General features: G+C 63.2%; 16 protein-coding genes. 13 read left to right on the top strand and 3 right to left on the bottom strand.

Annotated elements, in window-relative coordinates; all coding sequences use genetic code 11:
• Window positions 1–21 precede the first annotated feature (21 nt).
• The gene (locus RTH74_RS04345; protein ID WP_316913855.1) at window positions 22–1,605 is read right to left on the bottom strand and encodes a peptide chain release factor 3; all 1,584 of its coding nucleotides are present in this window, start codon (window positions 1,603–1,605) and stop codon (window positions 22–24) included.
• A gap of 237 nt (window positions 1,606–1,842) precedes the next feature.
• On the opposite strand from RTH74_RS04345, the gene RTH74_RS04340 reads away from it, so the two are divergent.
• The 12 genes from RTH74_RS04340 to RTH74_RS04285 all read left to right on the top strand — a co-directional run bounded on the left by RTH74_RS04340 (window position 1,843) and on the right by RTH74_RS04285 (window position 17,802).
• Window positions 1,843–4,371 carry a sulfite reductase flavoprotein subunit alpha gene (locus tag RTH74_RS04340; RefSeq protein ID WP_316913854.1) on the top strand — a complete coding sequence of 843 codons (2,529 nt, stop codon included), beginning with the start codon at window positions 1,843–1,845 and terminating at the stop codon, window positions 4,369–4,371.
• Between the two features lie 88 nt (window positions 4,372–4,459).
• A complete protein-coding gene (locus tag RTH74_RS04335; RefSeq protein WP_316913853.1) occupies window positions 4,460–5,158 on the top strand; it encodes a response regulator transcription factor in 699 nt (232 codons plus the stop codon).
• Complete coding sequence (locus RTH74_RS04330; RefSeq protein ID WP_316913852.1) at window positions 5,155–6,489, top strand: sensor histidine kinase; 1,335 nt, start codon at window positions 5,155–5,157, stop codon at window positions 6,487–6,489. The genes RTH74_RS04335 and RTH74_RS04330 overlap by 4 nt, the downstream gene beginning before the upstream one ends.
• Window positions 6,490–6,577: 88 nt before the next feature.
• Window positions 6,578–8,527, top strand: a complete 1,950-nt coding sequence (locus tag RTH74_RS04325; protein ID WP_316913851.1) for a TonB-dependent receptor domain-containing protein — start codon at window positions 6,578–6,580, stop codon at window positions 8,525–8,527.
• A complete protein-coding gene (locus tag RTH74_RS04320; RefSeq protein WP_316913850.1) occupies window positions 8,527–9,630 on the top strand; it encodes an ABC transporter substrate-binding protein in 1,104 nt (367 codons plus the stop codon). Before RTH74_RS04325 ends, RTH74_RS04320 begins: the two co-directional genes overlap by 1 nt.
• Before the next feature lie 41 nt (window positions 9,631–9,671).
• The gene (locus RTH74_RS04315; RefSeq protein WP_420713133.1) at window positions 9,672–10,673 is read left to right on the top strand and encodes a FecCD family ABC transporter permease; all 1,002 of its coding nucleotides are present in this window, start codon (window positions 9,672–9,674) and stop codon (window positions 10,671–10,673) included.
• Window positions 10,670–11,473 carry an ABC transporter ATP-binding protein gene (locus tag RTH74_RS04310; protein WP_316913848.1) on the top strand — a complete coding sequence of 268 codons (804 nt, stop codon included), beginning with the start codon at window positions 10,670–10,672 and terminating at the stop codon, window positions 11,471–11,473. Before RTH74_RS04315 ends, RTH74_RS04310 begins: the two co-directional genes overlap by 4 nt.
• Window positions 11,457–11,735, top strand: coding sequence for a DUF2218 domain-containing protein (locus RTH74_RS04305; RefSeq protein ID WP_316913847.1), 279 nt, complete (start codon window positions 11,457–11,459; stop codon window positions 11,733–11,735). Before RTH74_RS04310 ends, RTH74_RS04305 begins: the two co-directional genes overlap by 17 nt.
• 382 nt (window positions 11,736–12,117) lie before the next feature.
• Window positions 12,118–13,281: a type III PLP-dependent enzyme gene (locus RTH74_RS04300; protein ID WP_017678861.1), complete on the top strand. Its 1,164-nt coding sequence runs from the start codon at window positions 12,118–12,120 to the stop codon at window positions 13,279–13,281.
• Window positions 13,282–13,515: 234 nt separating this feature from the next.
• Window positions 13,516–15,819: a TonB-dependent siderophore receptor gene (locus RTH74_RS04295; protein ID WP_316913846.1), complete on the top strand. Its 2,304-nt coding sequence runs from the start codon at window positions 13,516–13,518 to the stop codon at window positions 15,817–15,819.
• 141 nt (window positions 15,820–15,960) lie between these two features.
• Window positions 15,961–16,629, top strand: coding sequence for a Fe2+-dependent dioxygenase (locus RTH74_RS04290; RefSeq protein ID WP_316913845.1), 669 nt, complete (start codon window positions 15,961–15,963; stop codon window positions 16,627–16,629).
• Window positions 16,630–16,689: 60 nt separating this feature from the next.
• Window positions 16,690–17,802 carry an alpha-hydroxy acid oxidase gene (locus RTH74_RS04285; RefSeq protein WP_316913844.1) on the top strand — a complete coding sequence of 371 codons (1,113 nt, stop codon included), beginning with the start codon at window positions 16,690–16,692 and terminating at the stop codon, window positions 17,800–17,802.
• A 163-nt stretch (window positions 17,803–17,965) separates the two neighbouring features.
• Here the strand turns inward: RTH74_RS04285 and RTH74_RS04280 are convergent, their stop codons facing one another.
• Window positions 17,966–20,197 (bottom strand): TonB-dependent receptor domain-containing protein, encoded by a 2,232-nt coding sequence (locus tag RTH74_RS04280; protein ID WP_316913843.1) that lies wholly within the window; start codon window positions 20,195–20,197, stop codon window positions 17,966–17,968.
• Window positions 20,198–20,425: 228 nt separating this feature from the next.
• On the opposite strand from RTH74_RS04280, the gene RTH74_RS04275 reads away from it, so the two are divergent.
• Entirely contained in the window at window positions 20,426–21,169 is a 744-nt protein-coding gene (locus RTH74_RS04275) for a 5-oxoprolinase subunit PxpA (RefSeq protein ID WP_316913842.1), read from the top strand.
• Window positions 21,170–21,173: 4 nt separating this feature from the next.
• On the opposite strand, the gene RTH74_RS04270 is transcribed toward RTH74_RS04275, so the two are convergent.
• On the bottom strand, window positions 21,174–21,464 hold the full coding sequence (locus RTH74_RS04270; protein ID WP_316913841.1) for a DUF2218 domain-containing protein: 291 nt from the start codon (window positions 21,462–21,464) through the stop codon (window positions 21,174–21,176).
• Window positions 21,465–21,503 lie beyond the last annotated feature (39 nt).

Here is a 21,503-nt window from a genome sequence, read left to right as displayed (position 1 = left end):
GAGCGGGCCTTGTTCGATGGATCAGTGATGCTCGCGCGTCGCGCGGAATTTCACGTCTGGCCAACGCTCTTCCATCAGGCTGAGGTTGACGCGAGTCGGGGCCAGGTAGGTGAGGTGGCCACCGCCGTCGACGGCGAGGTTCTCATAGGCCTTGTCCTTGAACTCCTTGAGCTTCTTCTCGTCGCTGCATTCGATCCAGCGCGCCGACCAGACGTTGATCGCCTCGTAGGCGCACTCCACCTTGTATTCCTCCTTCAGGCGGCTGGCGACCACGTCGAACTGCAGCACACCGACGGCACCGAGCACGATGTCGTTGTTGCGCTCGGGGAAGAACACCTGGGTGGCGCCTTCTTCGGCCAGTTCCTGCAGGCCCTGGCGCAGTTGCTTGGATTTCAGTGGGTCTTTCAGGCGTACGCGGCGGAACAGTTCCGGGGCGAAGTGCGGGATACCGGTGAAGCCCAGGTTCTCGCCTTCGGTGAAGGTGTCGCCGATCTGGATGGTGCCGTGGTTGTGCAGGCCGATGATGTCGCCGGCATAGGCTTCTTCCAGGTGCTCACGCTCGCTGGAGAAGAAGGTCAGCGCGTCGCCGACGCGTACGTCCTTGCCCAGGCGCGCGTGGCGCATCTTCATGCCCTGGGTGTACTTGCCCGAGCAGATACGCATGAAGGCGATGCGGTCCCTATGCTTCGGGTCCATGTTCGCCTGGATCTTGAACACGAAGCCGGAGAACTTCTCCTCGGTCGGCTCCACGTTGCGCTCGTTGGCGGCGCGCGGCAGCGGGCGCGGCGCCCAGTCGACCACGGCGTCGAGCACATGGTCGACGCCAAAGTTGCCCAGTGCGGTGCCGAAGAATACCGGGGTCATCGCGCCCTTGAGGAAGGCGTCGGGCTCGAACGCGTGGCAGGCACCCTGTACCAGTTCCAGCTCTTCGACGAAACGCTCGTACATGTCGCCGAGGTGTGCGCGCGCCTCGTCGGAGTCCAACTTCTGGATGATCTTGGCTTCGGTGCGCTCGTGGCCGTGACCTGGGGTGTAGACGATGATGTAGTCGCCGGTCAGGTGGTAAACGCCCTTGAAGTCCTTGTAGCAGCCAATCGGCCAGGTGATCGGTGCGGCCTTGATGTTGAGCACCGCCTCGATTTCGTCGAGCAGCTCGATTGGGTCGCGGATGTCGCGGTCGAGCTTGTTGATGAAGCTGACGATGGGGGTGTCGCGCAGGCGGCAGACGTCCATCAGGGCGATGGTACGTGGCTCGACGCCCTTACCGCCGTCAAGCACCATCAGCGCGCTGTCCACCGCGGTCAGGGTGCGGTAGGTGTCTTCCGAGAAGTCTTCGTGGCCGGGGGTGTCGAGCAGGTTGATCATGTGCTCACGGTAGGGGAACTGCATCACCGAGGTGGTGATGGAGATGCCGCGCTGCTTCTCCATCTCCATCCAGTCGGAGGTGGCGTGGCGATCGGATTTACGCGACTTCACGGTGCCGGCCACTTCGATGGCCTTGCCCATCAGCAGCAGCTTTTCGGTGATGGTGGTCTTACCGGCGTCCGGGTGGGAAATGATGGCGAAAGTACGGCGCTTGGCGACTTCGGCGGCCTGGGTGGTCATGGATGCGTGCCTGGCTGGAATCGATTGAGGGGGCGGCGGCGCCCGGAAAACTGCCGATTATACCGATAACTGCGGGTGCTGGCCGAGGTACGGCCATCGGCTTTCAGGTTAGCGCTGGGATAGGCGCTTCGAGCCTTGGGCAAATGCGTAAAAATCGCGTAAATGAATGGTTATGAAAATTATTCCCATATAGAGTGGCCGCCCGTCGCAGTGGGTCAGGGTAAGGGTGGCTCCGTCGTGTTCAAGAAAATCATCTTCCAGCTGCACTGGTTCTTCGGCATCAGCGCCGGCCTGGTGTTGGCGATCATGGGTATCACCGGCGCCCTTTATAGCTTTGAAGGCGAGATAACCCGGGCGCTGAATACCGAGCGCTGGCAGATCCAGCCCAGCGCACAGGGGCATCTCACGCCAGGCGAGTTGGCTGCGAAGATCGAGGCCGCTACCGCTGATCGTGTTACTGCGTTGTGGGTCGACGGTCGCCATGACGGGCCTGGCACCGCTTTTCTTATGCCACCGCCGGGCGAGCGCCGTGGGCCGCGCATCCCTTTCGACCCCTACACCGGGGAGGTGCTGGCCGAGCCCATTGGTCAGGATTTCTTCCACCTGATGCTGATGCTGCACCGCTTTCTATCGATGGGCGAGGTAGGCAAGCAGATCACCGCTGCCAGCACTCTGGCGCTGCTGTTCTTCTGTTTCTCTGGACTGTACCTGCGTTGGCCGCGCAAGGCTTTGAGCTGGCGTACCTGGCTGACCCTGGACTGGAAGAAGAAGGGCCGCAGCTTCAACTGGGATCTGCACGCTGTCGCAGGCACCTGGGCGCTGTTGTTCTATCTTTGTGCCGGCCTCACCGGTCTGTACTGGTCCTATGACTGGTATCGCGACGGACTGACACGCATGCTCTCCGATACCCCGCCCGAACAGCGCGGTGAGCGTGGCCGTGGCGGCCGTCAGGTGCCTAGCGGTCCTGCGCCAGAAGTTGACTACGACGCTGTATGGCAGAGCATCCAACAAACTGCCGGCTCCGGGCTGGTTGCCTGGAACCTGCGCCTGCCACCAGTGGCCGGGCAGCCGGCGACGGTCTTCTATGTGCTCGATGGCGCCGAGCATGTGCGCGCCTTGAACCAGTTCCAGATCGATCCGAAAAGTGGCGAAGTCAGCCGCCATGAACGCTACGCCGACAAGAGCTTCAAGGCGCAGCTGCTGGCGAGCATTTATGCGCTGCATGTCGGCGAGTACTTCGGCATGCCAGGGCGCATCCTGATGATGCTGGCCACCGGGGCCATGCCGCTATTTTTCGTTACCGGTTGGCTGCTGTATCTGGACCGTCGGCGCAAAAAGCGCGCGGCGCTGGCTGCGCGTGGTGCCTTGAAAGGCGGCGATTCTGGCGAGGGCTGGTTGGTCGGTTTCGCCAGCCAGAGTGGTTTCGCCGAGCAACTGGCCTGGCAGAGCGCGGGGCAGTTGCAGGCTGCGGGTATCCCCGTGCGTGTCGAGCCGCTCTCGCGCCTCGACGCTGACAGCCTGAGCCGCGCGCAGAAGGCGCTGTTCGTGGTCAGCACCTTTGGTGATGGCGAGGCGCCGGATGCCGCGCAAGGCTTCGAGCGCAAGGTGCTGGGTGGTTCGCTGCCGCTGGGGCAGTTGAGCTATGCGGTGCTGGCGCTGGGGGATCGGCAGTACGAGAATTTCTGCGGATTCGCCCGCCGTATCAACGACTGGCTGGGGTTGCAGGGTGCGCATCGCCTGTTCGACAGCGTCGAGGTCGACGGCGACGACCAGGCAGCCCTGCAGCACTGGCAGCAGCAACTGAGCGAGCTGACCGGCGCCGCGCCGATTCGCTTCGAGGAGATGCCGTGGCAGAACTGGCCGTTGGCTGAGCGGCGTCTGCTTAATACTGGCAGCCAGGGTGCTGCGGTGTTCTTCATCGGCCTCACACCGCCTGCACAGAGCACTTGGCAAGCCGGCGACATCCTGGAAATTCGCCCTCGTCATGCGCATGAGCGGGTGCAAACCTGGTTGCAGCACTCCGGTTTCGACGGTTTTGAGCCGGTAGCGCTTGATGGCCAGACGATGAGCCTGAGCGAAGCCTTGGCCGAACGACAATTGCCGAACAGCTTCGCTCACCTGGTTGGCTTGCACGCCCAGGCGTTGATCGATGCGCTGGTACCGCTGGGCACGCGGGAATATTCCATCGCCTCGGTCGCCGCCGATGGCGTGCTGCAACTGATCGTGCGTCAGGCCGTGCAAGCCGACGGCAGTCTGGGCCTTGGCTCCGGCTGGCTGACCGAGCACCTGCCCGAGGGCGGTCAGATGCTGGCGCGGGTACGATGCAACAGCGGCTTCCACCTGCCTGAGGATGACCGCCCGTTGATCCTGATCGGCAACGGCACCGGCCTGGCCGGCCTGCGCTCGCTGCTACGGGCGCGCACCCTGGCAGGGCAGGCACGCAACTGGCTGCTGTTCGGCGAGCGTAACCGCGCCCAGGATTTCTTCTGTGGCGAGGAGATGGAAGCGGCACTGAGCAGGGGCGAGCTGCAGCACCTGGATCTGGCGTTCTCCCGCGACCAGGCCGAGAAACGCTATGTGCAGGATCTGCTGCGCGAGCAGCACGAGCGCCTGCGTGGCTGGCTGGTCGAAGGGGCGGCGATTTACGTCTGCGGCAGCCTGCAAGGTATGGCCGGCGGTGTCGATGCGGTGCTGCGTGAGCTACTTGGCGAGGAGGTGGTGGACGATCTGGTCGAGGAAGGGCGTTACCGCCGCGACGTGTATTGAGGGTGATAGGCCGGGTTGCGCGGGCAGAAGTTGCCGAAGTGATTTTTATATATGAGAATCATTCGCCTTAATTGCCTGGGTAACCCACATGACCGCCAGCCTGGCTCGCATCCTGATCGTCGAGGACGATCGCACTCTGGCCGCCCAGCTCGGCGAGCTGCTGCGTGGTCAGGGTTATGCCACCAGCGCCTGTCATTTGGGCGAGGCCGGGCTGGAGACGGCGCTGCGCGAGACGCCGGATCTGCTGTTGCTTGATGTGATGCTGCCGGACGTCAACGGCTTTTCCGTGCTGCGCCGCCTGCGTGAGCAACAGCAGACGCCGGTGATCATGCTCACTGCCTGTGGCGCCGAGGAGGAGCGCATTCGCGGCCTGCGCCATGGTGCCGACGATTACCTGCCCAAGCCCTTCAACATCACCGAGCTGCAGCTGCGCATCGACGCCGTGCTGCGCCGCACGCGCGCGCAGGAGAGTGCGCGCGGCGGCCAGACGCAGCAGTTGCAGGTCGACGAACTGCATCTGGATCGCCACGCCCAGCAGGCGCGGGTCGGCGACTGCGACCTGGCGCTGACGCCGCTGCAGTTCCGTTTGCTCTGGTTGCTGGTCAGCCATCGTGGCGAGGCGCTGAGCAAACCCTACCTCTACCGCACGGCGCTGGAGCGCGATTACAGCCAGTACGACCGCAGCCTGGACATGCACGTCAGCCGCATTCGCCGCCGCCTGGCCGAAGCCGGCCTTGGCGCCGACCGACTGCAGACGCTGCACGGTCGTGGTTACGCCTTCACATGAATCACCGTCTGTTCTGGAAGCTGTGCCTGGTCATCGGCCTGGGCAGCGTGCTGCTGTTCTGGATCATCGCCCGCGTCGCCTGGCAGACCGAGGAGCGCATGAGCTTCATCGACACCGAACACCAGCGCACCCTGCGCCACTACGGCGAGCAGGCCGAAGCGATGTATCGCGCTGGCGATCATGAAGCGCTGGCGCGCTGGCTCACTACCCTGCAGCAGCAGGAGCAGACCTGGGCGGCAGTGATCGAGGCCGACGTGCGACCGCTGGCTGGCAGCGTGCTCAACGAGCGCTTCTACGAGGGCTTCGGCCTGGGACGCGATGTGAGCTGGAAGATCCACCTGTACTTCCAGGAAAACCCCATCATGGATTTGCCGTTCGCCGACGGCCGAACCCATTTCCTGATCATCCTGCCGCAGCGCATGCGTCCCGGCCTCAACTGGCATTACGCCAAGCTCCTGCTGCAACTGGTGGTGCCGCTGGTGCTGATGTTGCTCGTCTGCCTGGTGCTCTACCGTCACCTGATGCAACCGCTCGGTCGTCTGGAGCAGGCCACCCGGCAGTTCAGCGATGGTCGCCTGGACGTGCGCGTGCGCTCGCTGCTGGGCTCGCGCAACGACGAACTGGCGCGCCTGGCCGAGACCTTCGATGCCATGGCCGCGCGTACCGGGCAACTGATCATCGACCAGCGTCAGCGTCTGGCGGATATGTCCCACGAGCTGCGCACGCCGCTGACGCGCATCGAGATGGCGGTGAGCCTGGCCGAGCAGGACGGCGGCCAGCGTCAGTTGCTCGAACGCATCCGCGACGACTGCGCCGGCATGCGCCGTCTGGTCGAGGATGCCCTGACCCTGAGCTGGCTGGAGAACGAGCGCCCCGAGCTGCGTGACGAGAACCTGGACCTGTCCGAACTGCTCGACAGCATCCTCGACGACGCGCGTTTTGAGTACCCGGATCGGCAGGTTCTCTGTCAGATTCCCGACAGCGCGCCGCTGCATGGCAGCAGCAGCCGGGCGCTGGGCCAGGCCATCGAGAACGTGGTGCGCAATGCGCTCGACCACACCCCGCCTGGCGGCCAGATCGAAGTCAGCCTGAGCGAGGAGGGCGATGCCTGGCTGCTGCGGGTTGCCGACCAGGGGCCGGGTGTAGCCGAGCAGTGGCTGGAGCGCATCTTTCAGCCGTTCTTTCGTGGCGGCAGCGAGCGTGCCGGTTTCGGTCTCGGCCTGGCGTTGGCACAGCGCCAGGTCAGCGCCACCGGCGGCAGCATTCGCGCGAGCAATCGCGTCGGCGGTGGCTTGCTCATGGAGATTCGCCTGCCACGCAGGGCGATGTAACAGTTGTAAAAGTGATTCCCTGCTCAGGTGCTTGTGATGAGAATTCGCAAATGCGAAATATTCACATCTTTCCTGGGGAGGATCGATCATGCCGCACTGCCCTTATCGCCTGAGTCTGCTCGGCGCCATTACCTTCGGTAGTCTGCTTGCCACGCAGGCGCATGGCGCCGATACCGCGCTGGAGTTGCAGGCGCAGGAGATCACCGCGGCTGCCATCGACCCCAACGAGAGCGTCGAGGCCGAGCAGCTGCAGCGCTACCAGGCCAGCGACCTGCAGGAAGTGTTCGAATCCAACCCCGAGGTATCCGTGGGCGGCGGCCCCGGCGTGGCGCAGAAGCTCTACCTGCGCGGCTTGGAAGACACCTTGCTGAACATCAGCATCGACGGCGCCAGCCAGCCAGGGCAGACCTTCCACCACACCGGCCGCATCGGCATCGAGCCGGAGCTGCTCAAGCGCGCCGAAGTGCAGGCCGGCACTGGCGATGCCACTGCCGGGCCCGGTGCGCTGGGTGGAGCGATCCGCTTCGTCACCAAGGACCCGGACGACCTGCTGCGCGAAGGCGAGCAACTCGGTGCGCTGCTCAAGACCGGCTATTTCAGCAATGGCGAAGGCTACAAGAGCAGCGCCAGCGTGTTCGGTCGCTTCAATGAAAACTGGTCGGCGCTGGCCATGACCACCTACCAGGATCAGAACGACTTTGAGGACGGCAACAACGACGACGTGCTGGGGACGGCGGCACGGCAGAAGCTCGGCTTCGCCAAGCTGGTGGGCAAGCTGACGGACGAGCAGACCCTGCGCCTGAGCTACGAAAAGCGCATCGACGAGGGCGAGCGCAGTCAGCGCCCGCAGTGGATACCGAGCAGCTTCAACCGTCTGTATCCGCTGAGTACCGAACGTGAGACCTGGACGCTCAACTATGCCTGGCAGCCGGTGAACAACGATCTGCTGGATGTCGAGCTGACCACCTACCACACCACCAACGAGCTGGAGCAGGACGGCCGCTTCGGTCTGTACTTCGGTGACACCCGCAGTACCGGCTTCGATCTGCGCAACACCAGTCGACTCGGCGCGCATCAGCTGACCTATGGCGTCGACTACCGTGATGATCGCACCACCCTTGGCCCAGAAGGTGACCGCGAGCTGGATCACGAAGACGGCGAAGTGCTTGGCGTCTACCTGCAGGACCGCTACCAGATCACCTCACGCCTGCAGCTCGACGCCGGCCTGCGTTACGACCGCTACAAGCTCGATGACCGCGACAAGCAGAACTTCACCGAGGAAGGCATCAGCCCCAACCTGGGGCTGCGCTACCAGTTGACACCCGAACTGGCCGTTTTCGCCGGCCAGGCGCGGGCACTGCGCGGCCCGCAGGTACGTGATGCCTTCAAGCTCGATGTGTCCGGCAACGACCCGGATCTGAAGGCGGAGAAGGCGCGTACCGACGAGGTCGGGTTCGACTACCGCGGCGGTGGCTGGGAGCTGAGCGGCAAGGCCTACGTCACCCGGATCAAGGATGCCATCGCCGATCCCATCGGCCGGCCCAATCTGTATGAGAACGTCGGCGACCTGAAGAGCAAGGGTGTGCTGCTCAGCACCGCCTACCACTGGCAGCAGCTCAGCCTGGGCTTGAGCTACCACCGCAACGACGCGCGTCTGGATGGCGAGCGCCTCAACGTCTACGAATACAACGGTCTGGGCACCAGCCTCGGCGACACCTGGACCAGCTTCGCCGACTACCGCGCCAGCGATAACCTCACTCTCGGCTGGCAGGGCCGTTTCGTGCGCGGCATCGACACCCTGCATACCGGTGTCGGTGATGTGTCCAAACCGGGCTATGGCGTGCATGACCTGTATGCCGAATGGCAGGCCGTGCCTGAGAGCCTGACGGTGACCCTGACGCTGAAGAACCTGCTGGACAAGCAGTACCTGGATCACGCCAGCAACGAGGACTTCGAGCACATTCCGGACTATGAGGGCATCCGTGGCTCCTACGAGCCAGGTCGTGAACTGCGTCTGGGTCTGGCATGGCGAATCTGATGGGACGAGCAATCGTTGCGGCATTGCTGGGGCTGGTGCTGCTGGCCCCGGTACAGGCGCAGGTGCTGACCGATCTGGCCGGGCGTGAGGTCTCCATACCCCAGAAGGTCCAGCGCATCGTGCTGGGCGAAGGCCGTCTGCTGCCGGTGCTGGCCATTCTCGAAGGCGAGCACCTGCTGCATCGTCTGGTGGGCATGCCGGCCGACCTGGCGCTGGTCGATCCCGGCAGCGCGCGGCGATACCAGCAGGCCTTTCCCGAGTTGGCCAAGGTGCCGCGCATTGGCCAGGGCGCGGCCGATACTTTCAGCCTGGAGCAGGTACTGACGCTGCGCCCGGATCTGGCCATCTTCAGCCTCTCCGGGCATGGCCCCGGCAGCACCCAGGGCCGTCTGATCGAGCAGTTGCAGCGCGCCGGGGTAGCGGTGCTGTTCGTCGATTTCCGTGAGCAGCCATTGGTCAACACGCCACGCAGCATGACCCTGCTCGGTCAGGTGCTGGGCCGCGAGGCACGGGCCGAAGCCTTCAATACGGCGCATGCCGAAGCGCTGGCTGCGGTGCGTGAGCGCTTGCCGCAAGGCGCCGCACCCACGGTGTTCCTGCACAGCCGCGCCGGCCTCGGCGATAGCTGCTGCGAAAGTATGGCGCGCGGCATGTTCGCTGATCTATTGGCCGAGGCCGGCGGCGACAATATCGCCCGCGAGCGTCTGCCCGGCCATGCTGGCACGATCAGCCTGGAGCTGCTGCTCAGTCAGCCGCCGGAGCTGTACATCGCCAGCGCTGTGGGGTCGGCCGACAGTCTGGCCGAGGACGCGCCCTATATCGCTCTGGGTCCTGGTGTGGCGGCGGATGCGGCGCAGGCTTCGCTCAGACGTTTGCTTGGGCGTGGCGGTCTGCGGCATCTGAGCGCCGTGCGCGAGGGCAGGGCGCATGCCATCTGGCATGGCTTCTACAACAGCCCGTTCAACGTGGTGGCGGTGCAGGTATTCGCCAAGTGGCTGCATCCCGAAGCCTTTGCCGACCTCGACCCGCAGCGCACGCTGCAGCGTTTCTACCGTGAGTTCCAGCCAGTGGCGCTGGACGGCCAGTACTGGATCAGCCTGTGAGTGCGCAGCAGCGGTTGCGCCTCGGTTATCGGCATGCCTTGATGCGGCGCTGGGCCTGCTTGGGCGCGTTGGCGGCATTGCTGCTGGCCAGTTTCATCGCCGATCTGGCTACCGGCCCGGCAGGCCTGAGCTGGTGGGACGTGGCGCGCGGTCTGTTGCAGCCACAGCATCTGGACGCCGCGCAGGCGGTGATCATTCTGGAGATCCGGGTGCCCTACGCGTTAATGGCGCTGGTGGTGGGTGCCAGCCTGGGCCTGGCTGGTGCGGAGATGCAGACGGCGCTGAACAACCCCCTGGCCAGCCCCTTTACCCTCGGCGTCGGCGCGGCGGCGACCCTCGGTGCAGCGTTGGTGATCCTGCTGCGGCCCAATCTGGCCGGGCTCGGCGCCGATCTGCTGCTGCCGCTGGCGGCCTTCGTCTGCGCCTTCATCTCTTGCCTGTTGCTGCTCCTGGTGGCGCGGGTGCTGGGGGAGGCGCTGCATACCCTGGTGCTGTTCGGTATCGCCCTGCTGTTCGGCCTCAATGCACTGGTCGGGCTACTGCAGTTTCTCGCCGATGCCGATGCGCTGCAGCAGATCGTGTTCTGGACGCTGGGCAGCCTGGCGCGTGCCGATCTGCAGCGGGTGGCACTGGTGACGGTGGTACTTGCCGTGTGCCTGATCCTGGCGCTGCGCCAGGCCTGGGCCATGACCAGCCTGCGTGGCGGCGAGGAGCAGGCACGCAGTCTGGGCATTCGCGTTGGCCGCCTGCGCGCCTTCGTGCTGTTGCGGGTCAGCCTGCTCACCGGCGTGGCCACGGCTTTCGTCGGCGAGGTGGGCTTTATCGGTCTGGTCGGGCCGCATGTGGCGCGCCTGCTGCTGGGCGAGGACCATCGTTTCTATCTGCCCGGCAGTGCGCTGGCGGGGGCTCTGTTGCTGTCGCTGGCGTCACTGGCCAGCCGTGCGCTGCTGCCTGGGGTGATTCTGCCGGTGGGGCTGGTCACCGCCGTGGTTGGCGTGCCGCTGTTTATCGCTTTGATCCTGGCGCGGGGGCGCAGCCTATGAGTCTGCTGATCGAGGGGCTGGGGCTGAGTTATGGCGCGCGCAGCATCCTGCAGGATCTGACCCTGCCGGCCGTGGAGGCTGGCAGCCTGGTGGGCGTGCTCGGCCCGAACGGCGTCGGCAAGTCCTCGCTACTGCGCGCCATTGCCGGTTTGCAGGCGTGCCAGGGCATGGCGCGGTTGGGGGAGGCGACGCTGAGCGGCGTGCCGCCCTGGCGCCAGCAGGCGCAGGTGGCCTACCTGCCGCAGCAGTTGCCGCAGGCAGTGTCGCTGCTGGCCTACGAAAGCTTGCTGGCGGCGGCGCGGGCGCGTTGTCCGCATCTTGCTTCGCACGAGCTGACTGCGCGGGTCGAAACGATTCTTCAGCGTCTGGGCATCGAACATCTGGCCCTGCAGCGTATGGATCGCCTGTCCGGCGGGCAGCGGCAATTGCTCGGCCTGGCGCAAGTATTGGTCGGTGAGCCGCAACTGCTGTTGCTCGACGAACCCACCAGCGCGCTCGATCTGCACTGGCAACTGCGCGTACTCGACTGCGTCGCCGAGTGTTGCCGTAACGAGCAGGCGATTGCCCTGGTGGCCTGCCATGACCTCAATCTGGCATTGCGTTTCTGTAGTCACCTGTTGCTGCTGGCGCCGGATGGTGGTTACCGCTTCGGCGTGCCCACTGACGTGCTGGACGCCGCCTGGCTGCGCCGCGCCTATGCCATCGAGGCGCGTATCGAACACTGCTCCCTCGGCCAGCCGCTGGTGTTGGCTGACCGACCAATGCTTATGGAGGACCCAAACCATGCCGAACAGCCATAGCCGTTTTCTCAGTATCCAGGCGCCGCGCCTGCTGGGGCGTCTGTGCAAGCATTTCTCGCACAAGATCGAAGCGCGCTGGAGCGAGCACGAAGGCCTGCTGCGTTTCTCCATCGGTGAGTGCCTGCTGCAGGCCGATGAGCAGGCTTTAACGCTGGCCTGCACAGCGCCGAGTGCGGCTGAGCTCGACGAGTTGCAGGAGGTGATAAGGCGCCATCTGCAGGGCTTCGCCCAGGTGGACGAACTGGTGCTGCAATGGCACTGAAACACGGCTGCGCCAAACTGGCTGAAAGCCCCGCCTGTTCAGCATTTCAGAACGTTTTGTGTGATATCTGGAACGAGATGAAATTAGCAGGAATTTCCGGTTGATCTGAGGGGCGCATGGTCTTAAAGTCCGCGCCCGAACGTCCATGCTGGAAACGATCCATCCGGCTCAAGTACTGACGACGAGAGGTTGCCGGCCGGCTTATGGTCGGTACCGGTGATGCTCGGCGACATGCCTTGGGAAGTAGGCGAACCAAAGTGGGGAAACTGTCAGACGTTCAGGCCAGCGTTTAGCGCGGCCAGCCCCGACACGTAGCGGAACCTGTAAGCGGTTCTGCTGCCCGAATCAATGTGTTCCCGGTTTTGCCATTGGAGTCCCCAGCATGTCGATCAAGGTCGAAGACTATTACGCACCCGCCACTTTCCAGCGCATGAAGGCGTTCGCCGATCAGCACGAAACTCCTTTCGTGGTGATCGACCGTCAGATCATCGCTGATGCCTACGATCAGCTGGGCAACTGCTTCCCGTTCGCCAAAATCTACTACGCGGTCAAGGCCAACCCGGCCACCGAGATCATCGAGTTGCTGCGCGACAAGGGTTCGAGCTTCGACATCGCCTCGATCTACGAGCTGGACAAGGTCATGGCTACCGGTGTCGGCCCCGAGCGCATCAGCTACGGCAACACCATCAAGAAATCCCGCGATATTCGTTACTTCTTCGACAAGGGCGTGCGCCTGTTCGCCACCGACTCCGAAGCCGACCTGCGCAACATCGCCAAGGCCGCGCCGGGCTCGAAGATTTATGTGCGCATTCTCACCGAAGGCTCGACCAGCGCCGACTGGCCGCTGAGCCGCAAGTTCGGCTGCCAGCCGGACATGGCCCTGGACCTGCTGATCCTGGCCAAGCAACTGGGCCTGGTGCCCTACGGCATCTCCTTCCACGTCGGTTCGCAGCAGCGCGACATCGATGTCTGGGACGCCGCTATCGCCAAGGTCAAGGTGATCTTCGAGCGCCTCAAGGAAGAAGACGGCATTACCCTGCAGATGATCAACATGGGCGGCGGCTTCCCGGCCAACTACATCCAGCGTACCAACGACCTGGAAACCTACGCTGAGGAAATCACCCGCTTCCTCAAGGAAGACTTCGGTGATGAACTGCCGGAAATCATCCTCGAGCCGGGCCGTTCGCTGATCGCCAACGCCGGCGTGCTGGTCTCGGAAGTGGTGCTGGTGGCACGCAAGTCGCGTACCGCCGTCGAGCGCTGGGTCTATGCCGACGTGGGCAAGTTCAGCGGTCTGATCGAAACCATGGACGAAGCCATCAAGTTCCCCATCTGGACCGAGAAGAAGGGCGAGATGGAAGAGGTGGTGATCGCCGGCCCGACCTGCGACAGCGCCGACATCATGTACGAGAACTACAAGTACGGCCTGCCGCTGAACCTGGCCAGCGGTGACCGCCTGTACTGGCTGTCCACCGGTGCCTACACCACCAGCTACAGCGCTGTGGAGTTCAATGGCTTCCCGCCGTTGAAGTCTTACTATCTGTAAGCGCCACTGCAGGTCATGAACGCCCACCTTGTGTGGGCGTTTTCATTTCTGGCGTCATATTCTCGCAAGTGCCCATATTTAAACGGGAAATGCCGGATTAGAGCGCTTCGCTGGTTACCTGCAAATCGAGCTGACATTTTTGTTACAAAGAAGTTCATGTAAATCATTCGTAAAGATTGATTAAGATTGAATCTCAAATACTATCGCGCGCAGTTTTCATCTGGAGTGACTCTCGTGAGCGATAAACACAACAAGCGTGCACCTTTCCCCCAGCGTCGTCTGCTGGCCTCGGCCGTCAGTCTGGCCCTGCTATCGGGTTTCGCCGTAGCCCAGGAGTCGGCAGTCGAACTGGACGACGTAACTGTCCAGGGGCAGCAGGACAAGGGGTTCAAGGTCGATAAAGCATCTTCGCCGAAACAGACCGCTGCACTGCTCGATACACCGCAGACGGTCAACGTCATTCCGGAAACCCTGTTCCGTCAGCAGAACGCCCGCACTCTGACTGATGTGCTGCGCAATACTCCCGGGATCAGCTTCGAGGCTGGCGAAAACGGTTTCGCTACCGGCACCAACAACTTCAGCCTGCGTGGTTTCAACACCAGCGGCAGCCTGTTCATCGACGGTGCGCGTGACAACGGCAGCTACACCCGCGACGTGTTCAACGTCGAGCAGGTCGAGGTGTTCAAGGGGCCGGCAGCTGACAATGGCCGCGGTGGTGCCGGTGGTTACGTCAATCAGGTGACCAAGACGCCGACCCTGGAAAGCTTCATCGCTGGCGGCGCCAGCTTCGGCTTCGATCAGTACGACTCCGAGCCGCGCCGCCGTGCCACGCTCGACACCAACCAGATCATCAACGACAGCAGCGCTTTCCGTCTCAACCTGCTGGTCGAGGACAGCGGCGTCGCAGGCCGTGAGCACGCCGAGAAGAACAGCTGGGGTATCGCTCCGTCTGTGGCCTTCGGTCTGGGCACCGACACTCGCGCCATCGTTGCGTACGAGCACGTCGAGATGAACGACCGCCCGGATCTGGGGGTGGCCGGCGTGACCCTGCGTGACAAGCTCAAAGGAGCCAACACCCCGCTCGACTCCTCGGTTTGGTCGGCTGATCGTGACAAGTACTTCGGCCTCAAGTCCGACTTCGACGACACCACCAGCGATGCGCTGATGTTTCGCCTCGAACATGATCTGTCCGCTGGCGTCACCATCAGCAATCAGACGCGTCTGGCTCGTGTTGACCGCCAGGCTCGTTACACCCACGTGCTGGACGACGACAACAACGCCAATGCCGCACTGGTCAACGTACAGCGCCAGCAGTATGACCGCGTCAACACCTCGCTGAGCAACCTCACCAACCTGTCCACACAGTTCTATACCGCTGGTTTGCATCACAACCTGTCGGCGGGGCTCGAACTGAGCCGCGAGAAGTCCGAATCACTGGGCTTCGCGTCGCAGACGCTGCCGGATCTGGTCAGCGTCTTCGACCCGGACTGGGAACGCAGCGTACCGGCTGCTCTGGCCCCGCGTGATCGCACCAAGGTCGACGTCGATACCGCCGCGCTCTATGTCTACGACACTATCGAGATCAACCCACAATGGCAGGTGACCGGTGGTCTGCGCCTGGAGCAGTACGAGGCGAGCATCAGCAACAAGCGCCTGGACGGAGGTGCGGCCCCCGGTGACGACTTCAACGACACTGAACTGAGCCTCGGCGGCAAGCTGGGAGTGGTGTACAAGCCGCTGCCCAACGGCAGCGTCTACGCGGCCTACGGTGTATCCACCCAACCGCCGGGTTCATACCTGTCCAACTCGGATATCTCGCGTACCGACCAGGGATTGCCGGCGCTGATCAAAGGCGCCGATCCGGTGCGTGCGCACAGCTACGAAATTGGCACCAAGTGGGACTTCTTCGACCGCCGTCTGTCGACCACCGCTGCGCTGTTCTATACCGAGAAAAAGAAGGTCGCGATTACCGGTCTGGATGTCGGGCAAACAGGCGCCGCTACGCTCAAGGGCTATGGCGAGCAAGTGGTCAAAGGCCTGGAGCTGGGCGCCAGTGGCAAGATCACCGACAACTGGGATGTCTTCGCTGGCATCGTGTTCATGGACAGCGAGCGCAAGCACAGCGCCTATCTGGATGACGTGCGCCGTCGTGCCAATAGTGGCGACTACGGCAGTGAGCTGCGCACCGATGGTGACGAGCTGGCCTTCACGCCCAAGGTCTCCGGCAACCTGTGGACGACCTACCGCCTGCCTGTTGGCCTGACCCTGGGCCTGGGTGCCCAGCATGTCGGCTCGTCCTACCTGGGGCGTCCGGATGACGTCGAGCGTATTGTCGCCAATGGCCGCTATGGGCGTGTGCCGAGCTACACAACCTTCGCCGCGATGGCCAGCTATGAGGTCAATGCCAATGTGGATGTGCGCCTGAACATCGACAACCTCACCAATGAGGAGTACGTCAGCTCGGCCAACTGGCAGGGTCGCCGTGCATTGCTGGGTGATCCGCGTACCTTCACCCTGAGCACCAATTTCCACTTCTAAGCACGCTTGAGTGTCAGACGCCCCGATTGCCACGCAGTCGGGGCGTTTTCATTTTTGTGGCAGCAGCAGATCGGGCTTCTTTCCGGGTACTGCAGCCCTTTAGAATCATTCGCAACGCGATTGGCCTGGAGAACCCCGAACATGATGCTGCGCATTCCCGACGTGCTGAATGCCGAACAGCTGCAGCAATGCCGCACCGCGCTCGCGGGCGGTAGTTGGCAGGATGGCCGGCTGACGGCTGGGCACCAGGCGGTGAACGTCAAGGCCAACCAGCAGCTTGCTCAGGATGATCCGCTGACGCAGCAGCTGGGCGATTTCATCCTGGCCTGCCTGGCCCAGCATCCGCGTTTCATGGCTGCCGCGTTGCCGCTGAAAGTGGTGCCGCCGCGCTTCAATCGCTATGCCGAGGGCGGCACCTACGGTGACCATATCGACAATGCGGTATTCAGCGTGCCGGGCACGCCGCATCGTATTCGTGCCGACCTGTCGGCCACTCTGTTTTTCAGCGAACCGGACGAGTACGAGGGCGGTGAACTGGTGGTACAGGACCAGCGCATCAAGCTGCCGGCCGGCCATCTGGTTCTCTATTCCAGCGGCAGCCTGCATCGGGTCGAACCGGTGACCCGCGGTGCGCGTCTGGCCTCGTTCTTCTGGGTGCAGAGCCTGGTGCGCCAGGACGAGCAGCGCAACGTGCTGCTGGAACTCGATGACAGCATCCAGGCGCTGCGCCAGCAGGTGCCAGACAGCTCAGAGCTAGTGCGCTTGACCGGGATTTACCACAACCTGCTGCGGCAATGGACGCAGACCTGAGCGCTGGACCATTGTCCTGATCGAACGTTTTTCTCCACGCTCCGATTGTCGAGAAACAGCATGTCCTTGCCCAAGCTACAGCAGATTCCGCCCACCATCGCCGCCGTCGTCGACTACGAGCCCTATGCCCGCGAACGCATGAGCGAACAGGCCTGGGCCTACCTGGCTGGCGGCGCGGCGGATGAGCTGACCCTGGCGGATAACCGGGCGGCGTTCGAGCGTTTGCGTCTGCGTAGCCGAGTGCTGGAGGATCTCAGTGGCGGCAATACACGTCTGCGTTTGTTTGGCCAGGATTTCGCCCACCCGATCTTTCTCGCGCCGGTGGCTTACCAGAAGCTCGCCCATCCCGATGGTGAGTTGGCTAGCGTACTCGCGGCGGCTGCACTGGGCGCGGGCATGGTGGTCAGCACTCAAGCCAGTGTCGAGCTGGAAATCATCGCGTCGCAGGCGCAGGCGCCGCTGTGGTTCCAGCTGTATATCCAGCCTGATCGTGACTTCACTGCTGCCCTGATCCGCCGCGCTGAAGGCGCCGGCTACCAGGCTCTGGTGCTGACAGTGGATGCTCCGGTCAACGGCGTGCGTAATCGCGAGCAGCGCGCCGGCTTCGCTTTGCCGGCGGGTGTCGAAGCGGTCAATTTGCATGGGATGCGTCCCTTGCAGGCGCAGGTCGACCCGCAGAACAGCAGCCTGCTCCTGGGCGGGCCGTTGCTGGCGGCGGCACCGACTTGGGCTGACCTTACCTGGCTGCGTGAGCAGACGCGTTTACCGATTCTGCTCAAGGGCATCATGAGCGGCATCGATGCCGAACAGGCGTTGGCGGCGGGAGTGGATGGCCTGATCGTCTCCAACCATGGCGGGCGTACGCTGGACGGCCTGCCGGCTACCATCGAGGTGCTGCCCGAGGTCGCTGCTGCCGTGCAGGGACGGGTGCCGCTGCTGTTCGATGGTGGCATTCGTCGTGGCAGCGATATCCTCAAGGCACTGGCTTTGGGCGCAGATGCGGTGTTAGTGGGCAGGCCCTATGTATTTGCTCTGGCTGCTGCGGGAGCCGTTGGTGTCGCGCATGTGCTGCAATTGCTGCGCGCCGAACTGGAAGTGGCCATGGCTCTGACCGGTTGCGCTGATCTGGCCAGCATCGGCCCGGATGTGATCTGGCGCCCTGTGGTTCGCTAGAGGGCCATTATCTCGTACGGCCAATGTCCGCGTTTCCATGGCTGACGATGCGATGATCTGTCGCTTATGCGTGCAGTGATACAGCGTCCCACCTGCAGGCCGACAGTCGCTAAAAAGCCAAATGCCAGCCCTTGGGCTGGCGTTTGGCTTTGCGCGGTTGTGGTCAGAACTCGATGACCGTCGACAACCACAGGCGTCGGCCTTCCTCGAGGGTGCCGCTGGTGGACTGCGCGATCTGCGTATAGTCGGACGCCCAGCCAGTGGTGCCGGTGTTGGTGGTGTAGTAGCTGCCGCTGGTGAAATCCTTGTCGAACAGGTTGTAGATCGTGGCGCTGAAGGTCACGTTCTCCGATGCCTTGAACGAGCCACCTAGGTGGAAGACTTCATAGGCCTTCAGGTCGCCAGCGGCGTCGTACAGGGCTTTGTTTGCTGCCGTCAGATTTTCGTAGCGGTCGGGAAAGCGAGCACGTTCGCCGCGGTATTCACCCTTGAACCACAGTGTCAGGCGCTCATTGGCTGCCCAGCTCAGGCGTGCGTGAGCCATATGCTCCGGTGTATTGGTCAGTGGCGCGCCCTTGTTGATGCCACTCTTCTGCTCGCTGTCGGTGTAGGTGTAGTTGACTGCCAGTGCCCAGGCCGGGGCGAACGCCCATCGGCCTGCGACCTCGACACCCTTGGTGACGGCTTCGCCGATGTTCACGCTCTGGGCGAAGTTCTCCTGAGTGAAGCCCGCGCCATAGCTGACACAGCCTGGCTGGTTCGGATTCGCAGTGTAGAAGCAGTTGGCCAACGGTGTGCCGTCGTCGATCTTGTCCTTGAACTTGTTATGGAACAGGGTGACGTTGGCGTTGAAGTCAGAGAGGTTGTCGTAGTACGCGCCGATCTCGGTGTTGGTGGTGATTTCCGGATCCAGGTCGGGGCTACCAATGGTGATGGTCGAGCCCTGGCCGGTCACGCCATTGATGCCGCTGTGCAGTTGGTTGAGTGTCGGGGTCTTGTAGCCACGGCTCACGCCGCCTTTCAGGGTCCAGGTGTCCGTGGTGTTCCACACCAGATAGGCGCGTGGGCTGACATGGCCACCAAAGGCTTCATGATCCTCGTAGCGGGCGCCCAGGGTCAGTGCCAGGTCGTCACGCAGGCGCCACTCATCTTCGGCGAACAGCGCCCAGGACGTCTGCTGGAAGTCCTCATCGGCAATGCCGTCGGTGACCTTGGCGTCCCACCACTGTGCACCAACCGTTGCGATGTGGGATTCGCCCACGGGAGCGACCAACTTGGTATCTACGACCAGATCGGTCGACTTCAGCTTGCGGTCGTCGCCGATGACGATCGAAGGGAAACCTGTGTACGAGTTGCCAATCGGGTTGCCTGGAATGGTACGGCCGAAAGTTTCCGTGGTGTTGTGGGTGATGCTGCTTTCCAGCGTACCGAAGCTCAAACGCCCGGTATGGCTGAGGGCGATCTGATCACGCTCGAAGCGCAGTTCATCCTTGTAGCCATTGGCGCGCAACGGGGCGTTGGTGGTGCAGCCATCGGTGGCGCTGCCGCCGTTCTTGCCGTCGAGATTGCCCAGCTGGCAGTCGTCATTGTTGTAGACCTGGCGGCCTCGCTCGAAATCGAGGGCGAAGTCGTGGGCATCGTTCGGGGTAAGCGTCAGGCGGGTGCCGAAGGTGGTGTTGCGCCCCTCGACGGGGGAAGCTCCACGCTTGCTGACGGTGCTGTCGTTGTCGAACTGCAGGTCTGACTCGCCGCGGTCGTACAGGCTGCCACGCACGGCTAGGCCCAACAGGCCCTCGATCAGTGGGCCGCTGGCATAGAGGCTGGTATTGCTGGCTTCACCGTAATCGCGGTTTTCCTGGAAGGTGTGATCCAGGCTCAGGCTGGCGCCCCATTCCTTGGCCACTTTGCGGGTGATGATGTTGACCACGCCGCCCATGGCGTCGGAGCCGTATAGCGTGGACATCGGCCCGCGAATCACTTCAATGCGCTCAATCGCGGACATCGGCGGCATGAAGCTGGTGGATGTTTCGTTGAAGCCGTTGGGGGTGACGTTGCCTGCGGTGTTCTGGCGGCGGCCGTCGATCAGGATCAGGGTGTAGTCACTGGGCATGCCGCGAATGCTGATATTCAGGCCGCCGGTCTTACCGGTGCCCTGACGTACATCGATGCCTTCCACGTCTTCCAGTGCCTGCGCCAGGTTGCTATAGCGCTTCTGCTGCAGTTCTTCGCGGCTGATCACGCTGATGCTGGCGGGGGCTTCGGTGATCTTCTGCTCGAAGCCGGAGGCGCTGACGACCACGTCGCCCAGGGCGATGGGCTCGTTGGCCTGGGCGCCGAAGCTGGCGGCCAAGGCAATGGCGCTGGCCAAGGCGGTACGGGAATTGAGGGCGGACATCGATCTACTCCTGGCGGTAAGAGAGTGCAGTCGTAACGGTTGCAGACGGCCGGGATGATAGTGATTTGCATATAAGGTTCAATTGCAGATGATGTTGGTGTCCATGTCGCCGGGCTGGAGAGGCCGTGGCGACTGGGCTGCAAGCAGATGTAAATTTTGTAAATGCGATTAATTCTCGAGTGTTGAGCGGGCTTTACGCATGCTTTCCGGGCGTTCTAAGCTGCCGCAATGAACCGTATTCTCCTGAACTGCGACATGGGCGAGGGCTTCGGCGCATGGCGTATGGGCGACGATGAACTGGCCATGCCGCTGATCGATCAGGCCAACCTGGCGTGCGGCTTCCATGCAGGCGATCCGCTGATCATGGCGCGTTGCGTCGAGCTGGCCGTGGCGCATGGCGTGAGCATTGGCGCGCATCCGTCCTATCCAGATCTGCAAGGCTTTGGTCGGCGTCATCTGCAGTGCTCGCCGGAGGAGGTCCGCGCACTGGTGCTTTATCAGGTGGGGGCGCTGGATGCCTTCTGCCGAGCGCGCGGTTGCCAGCTGGCCTACGTCAAACCGCATGGCGCGCTGTACAACGATCTGGTGCGTGACGATGCGTTGCTGATGGCGGTGCTGGATGCCTGTGCAAGCTACCGCAAGGGCCTGCCGCTGATGGTGCTGGCGCTGGCTGACAATGACCGGGAGCTGCGTCTGGCTGACGAGGCCGATGTGCCGCTGATGTTCGAGGCGTTCGCCGACCGCGCCTACCTGTCAGATGGGCAGCTGGCGCCACGCCGCCTTAGCGGCGCGGTGCATCAGGAGCCCGAGCGTATCTTTGGTCAGGCGTTGGCCATTGCCAGCGGCGAGCCGTTTGCCGATATCGATGGCAAGCCGCTGCGGTTGCGGGCCGACAGCCTCTGCGTGCATGGCGACAATCCCGAGTCCCTGTCGGTGCTGCGCCGCTTGCGTGCGCGGCTGGATGCGCTCTGAGCAATCAGTCGGGCTGCCAGTCCAGGGTCAATTCTTCCTGCCAGGCAAAGCGCTCGAAGTGACTGCCGACGACGCCTTCCAGACGATGCAGGTCCTCGCTGTTGGCGCTTTCAACCAGCAGGCGCAGGCCCTGGTTTTCTGCTTTCAGGGTCGCCAGGCCAGCGCCGAACTCGATGCGCCCCTCTTGTTCATCGAAGCTGACCGGGATCTTGTGTGCGAAGTGCTTGCACAGCCGGCTGATATAGCGCGCCGGGGTGTCGGTTGCGACGAAGGCACTGCTGCTGAATGGAGTCATGGACATTCCTCTGGTTTATTGGCGTTCGGAGCGGCCGCC

Source organism: Pseudomonas sp. zfem001, assembly GCF_032621725.1.
Classification (GTDB): domain Bacteria; phylum Pseudomonadota; class Gammaproteobacteria; order Pseudomonadales; family Pseudomonadaceae; genus Aquipseudomonas; species Aquipseudomonas sediminis.
Note: the sequence above shows the minus strand (reverse complement) of the source record. Positions and strands in the feature narration are given on the sequence as shown.

What these genes read in the sequence shown, in the direction of transcription:
- RTH74_RS04280 (WP_316913843.1), bottom strand. Translation starts at nt 20,197, where the DNA reads ATGTCCGCCCTCAATTCCCGTACCGCCTTGGCCAGCGCCATTGCCTTG.
- RTH74_RS04330 (WP_316913852.1), top strand. Translation starts at nt 5,155, where the DNA reads ATGAATCACCGTCTGTTCTGGAAGCTGTGCCTGGTCATCGGCCTGGGC.
- RTH74_RS04285 (WP_316913844.1), top strand. Translation starts at nt 16,690, where the DNA reads ATGTCCTTGCCCAAGCTACAGCAGATTCCGCCCACCATCGCCGCCGTC.
- RTH74_RS04305 (WP_316913847.1), top strand. Translation starts at nt 11,457, where the DNA reads ATGCCGAACAGCCATAGCCGTTTTCTCAGTATCCAGGCGCCGCGCCTG.
- RTH74_RS04320 (WP_316913850.1), top strand. Translation starts at nt 8,527, where the DNA reads ATGGGACGAGCAATCGTTGCGGCATTGCTGGGGCTGGTGCTGCTGGCC.
- RTH74_RS04325 (WP_316913851.1), top strand. Translation starts at nt 6,578, where the DNA reads ATGCCGCACTGCCCTTATCGCCTGAGTCTGCTCGGCGCCATTACCTTC.
- RTH74_RS04335 (WP_316913853.1), top strand. Translation starts at nt 4,460, where the DNA reads ATGACCGCCAGCCTGGCTCGCATCCTGATCGTCGAGGACGATCGCACT.
- RTH74_RS04310 (WP_316913848.1), top strand. Translation starts at nt 10,670, where the DNA reads ATGAGTCTGCTGATCGAGGGGCTGGGGCTGAGTTATGGCGCGCGCAGC.
- RTH74_RS04300 (WP_017678861.1), top strand. Translation starts at nt 12,118, where the DNA reads ATGTCGATCAAGGTCGAAGACTATTACGCACCCGCCACTTTCCAGCGC.
- RTH74_RS04270 (WP_316913841.1), bottom strand. Translation starts at nt 21,464, where the DNA reads ATGACTCCATTCAGCAGCAGTGCCTTCGTCGCAACCGACACCCCGGCG.
- RTH74_RS04275 (WP_316913842.1), top strand. Translation starts at nt 20,426, where the DNA reads ATGAACCGTATTCTCCTGAACTGCGACATGGGCGAGGGCTTCGGCGCA.
- RTH74_RS04345 (WP_316913855.1), bottom strand. Translation starts at nt 1,605, where the DNA reads ATGACCACCCAGGCCGCCGAAGTCGCCAAGCGCCGTACTTTCGCCATC.
- RTH74_RS04315 (WP_420713133.1), top strand. Translation starts at nt 9,672, where the DNA reads ATGCGGCGCTGGGCCTGCTTGGGCGCGTTGGCGGCATTGCTGCTGGCC.
- RTH74_RS04290 (WP_316913845.1), top strand. Translation starts at nt 15,961, where the DNA reads ATGATGCTGCGCATTCCCGACGTGCTGAATGCCGAACAGCTGCAGCAA.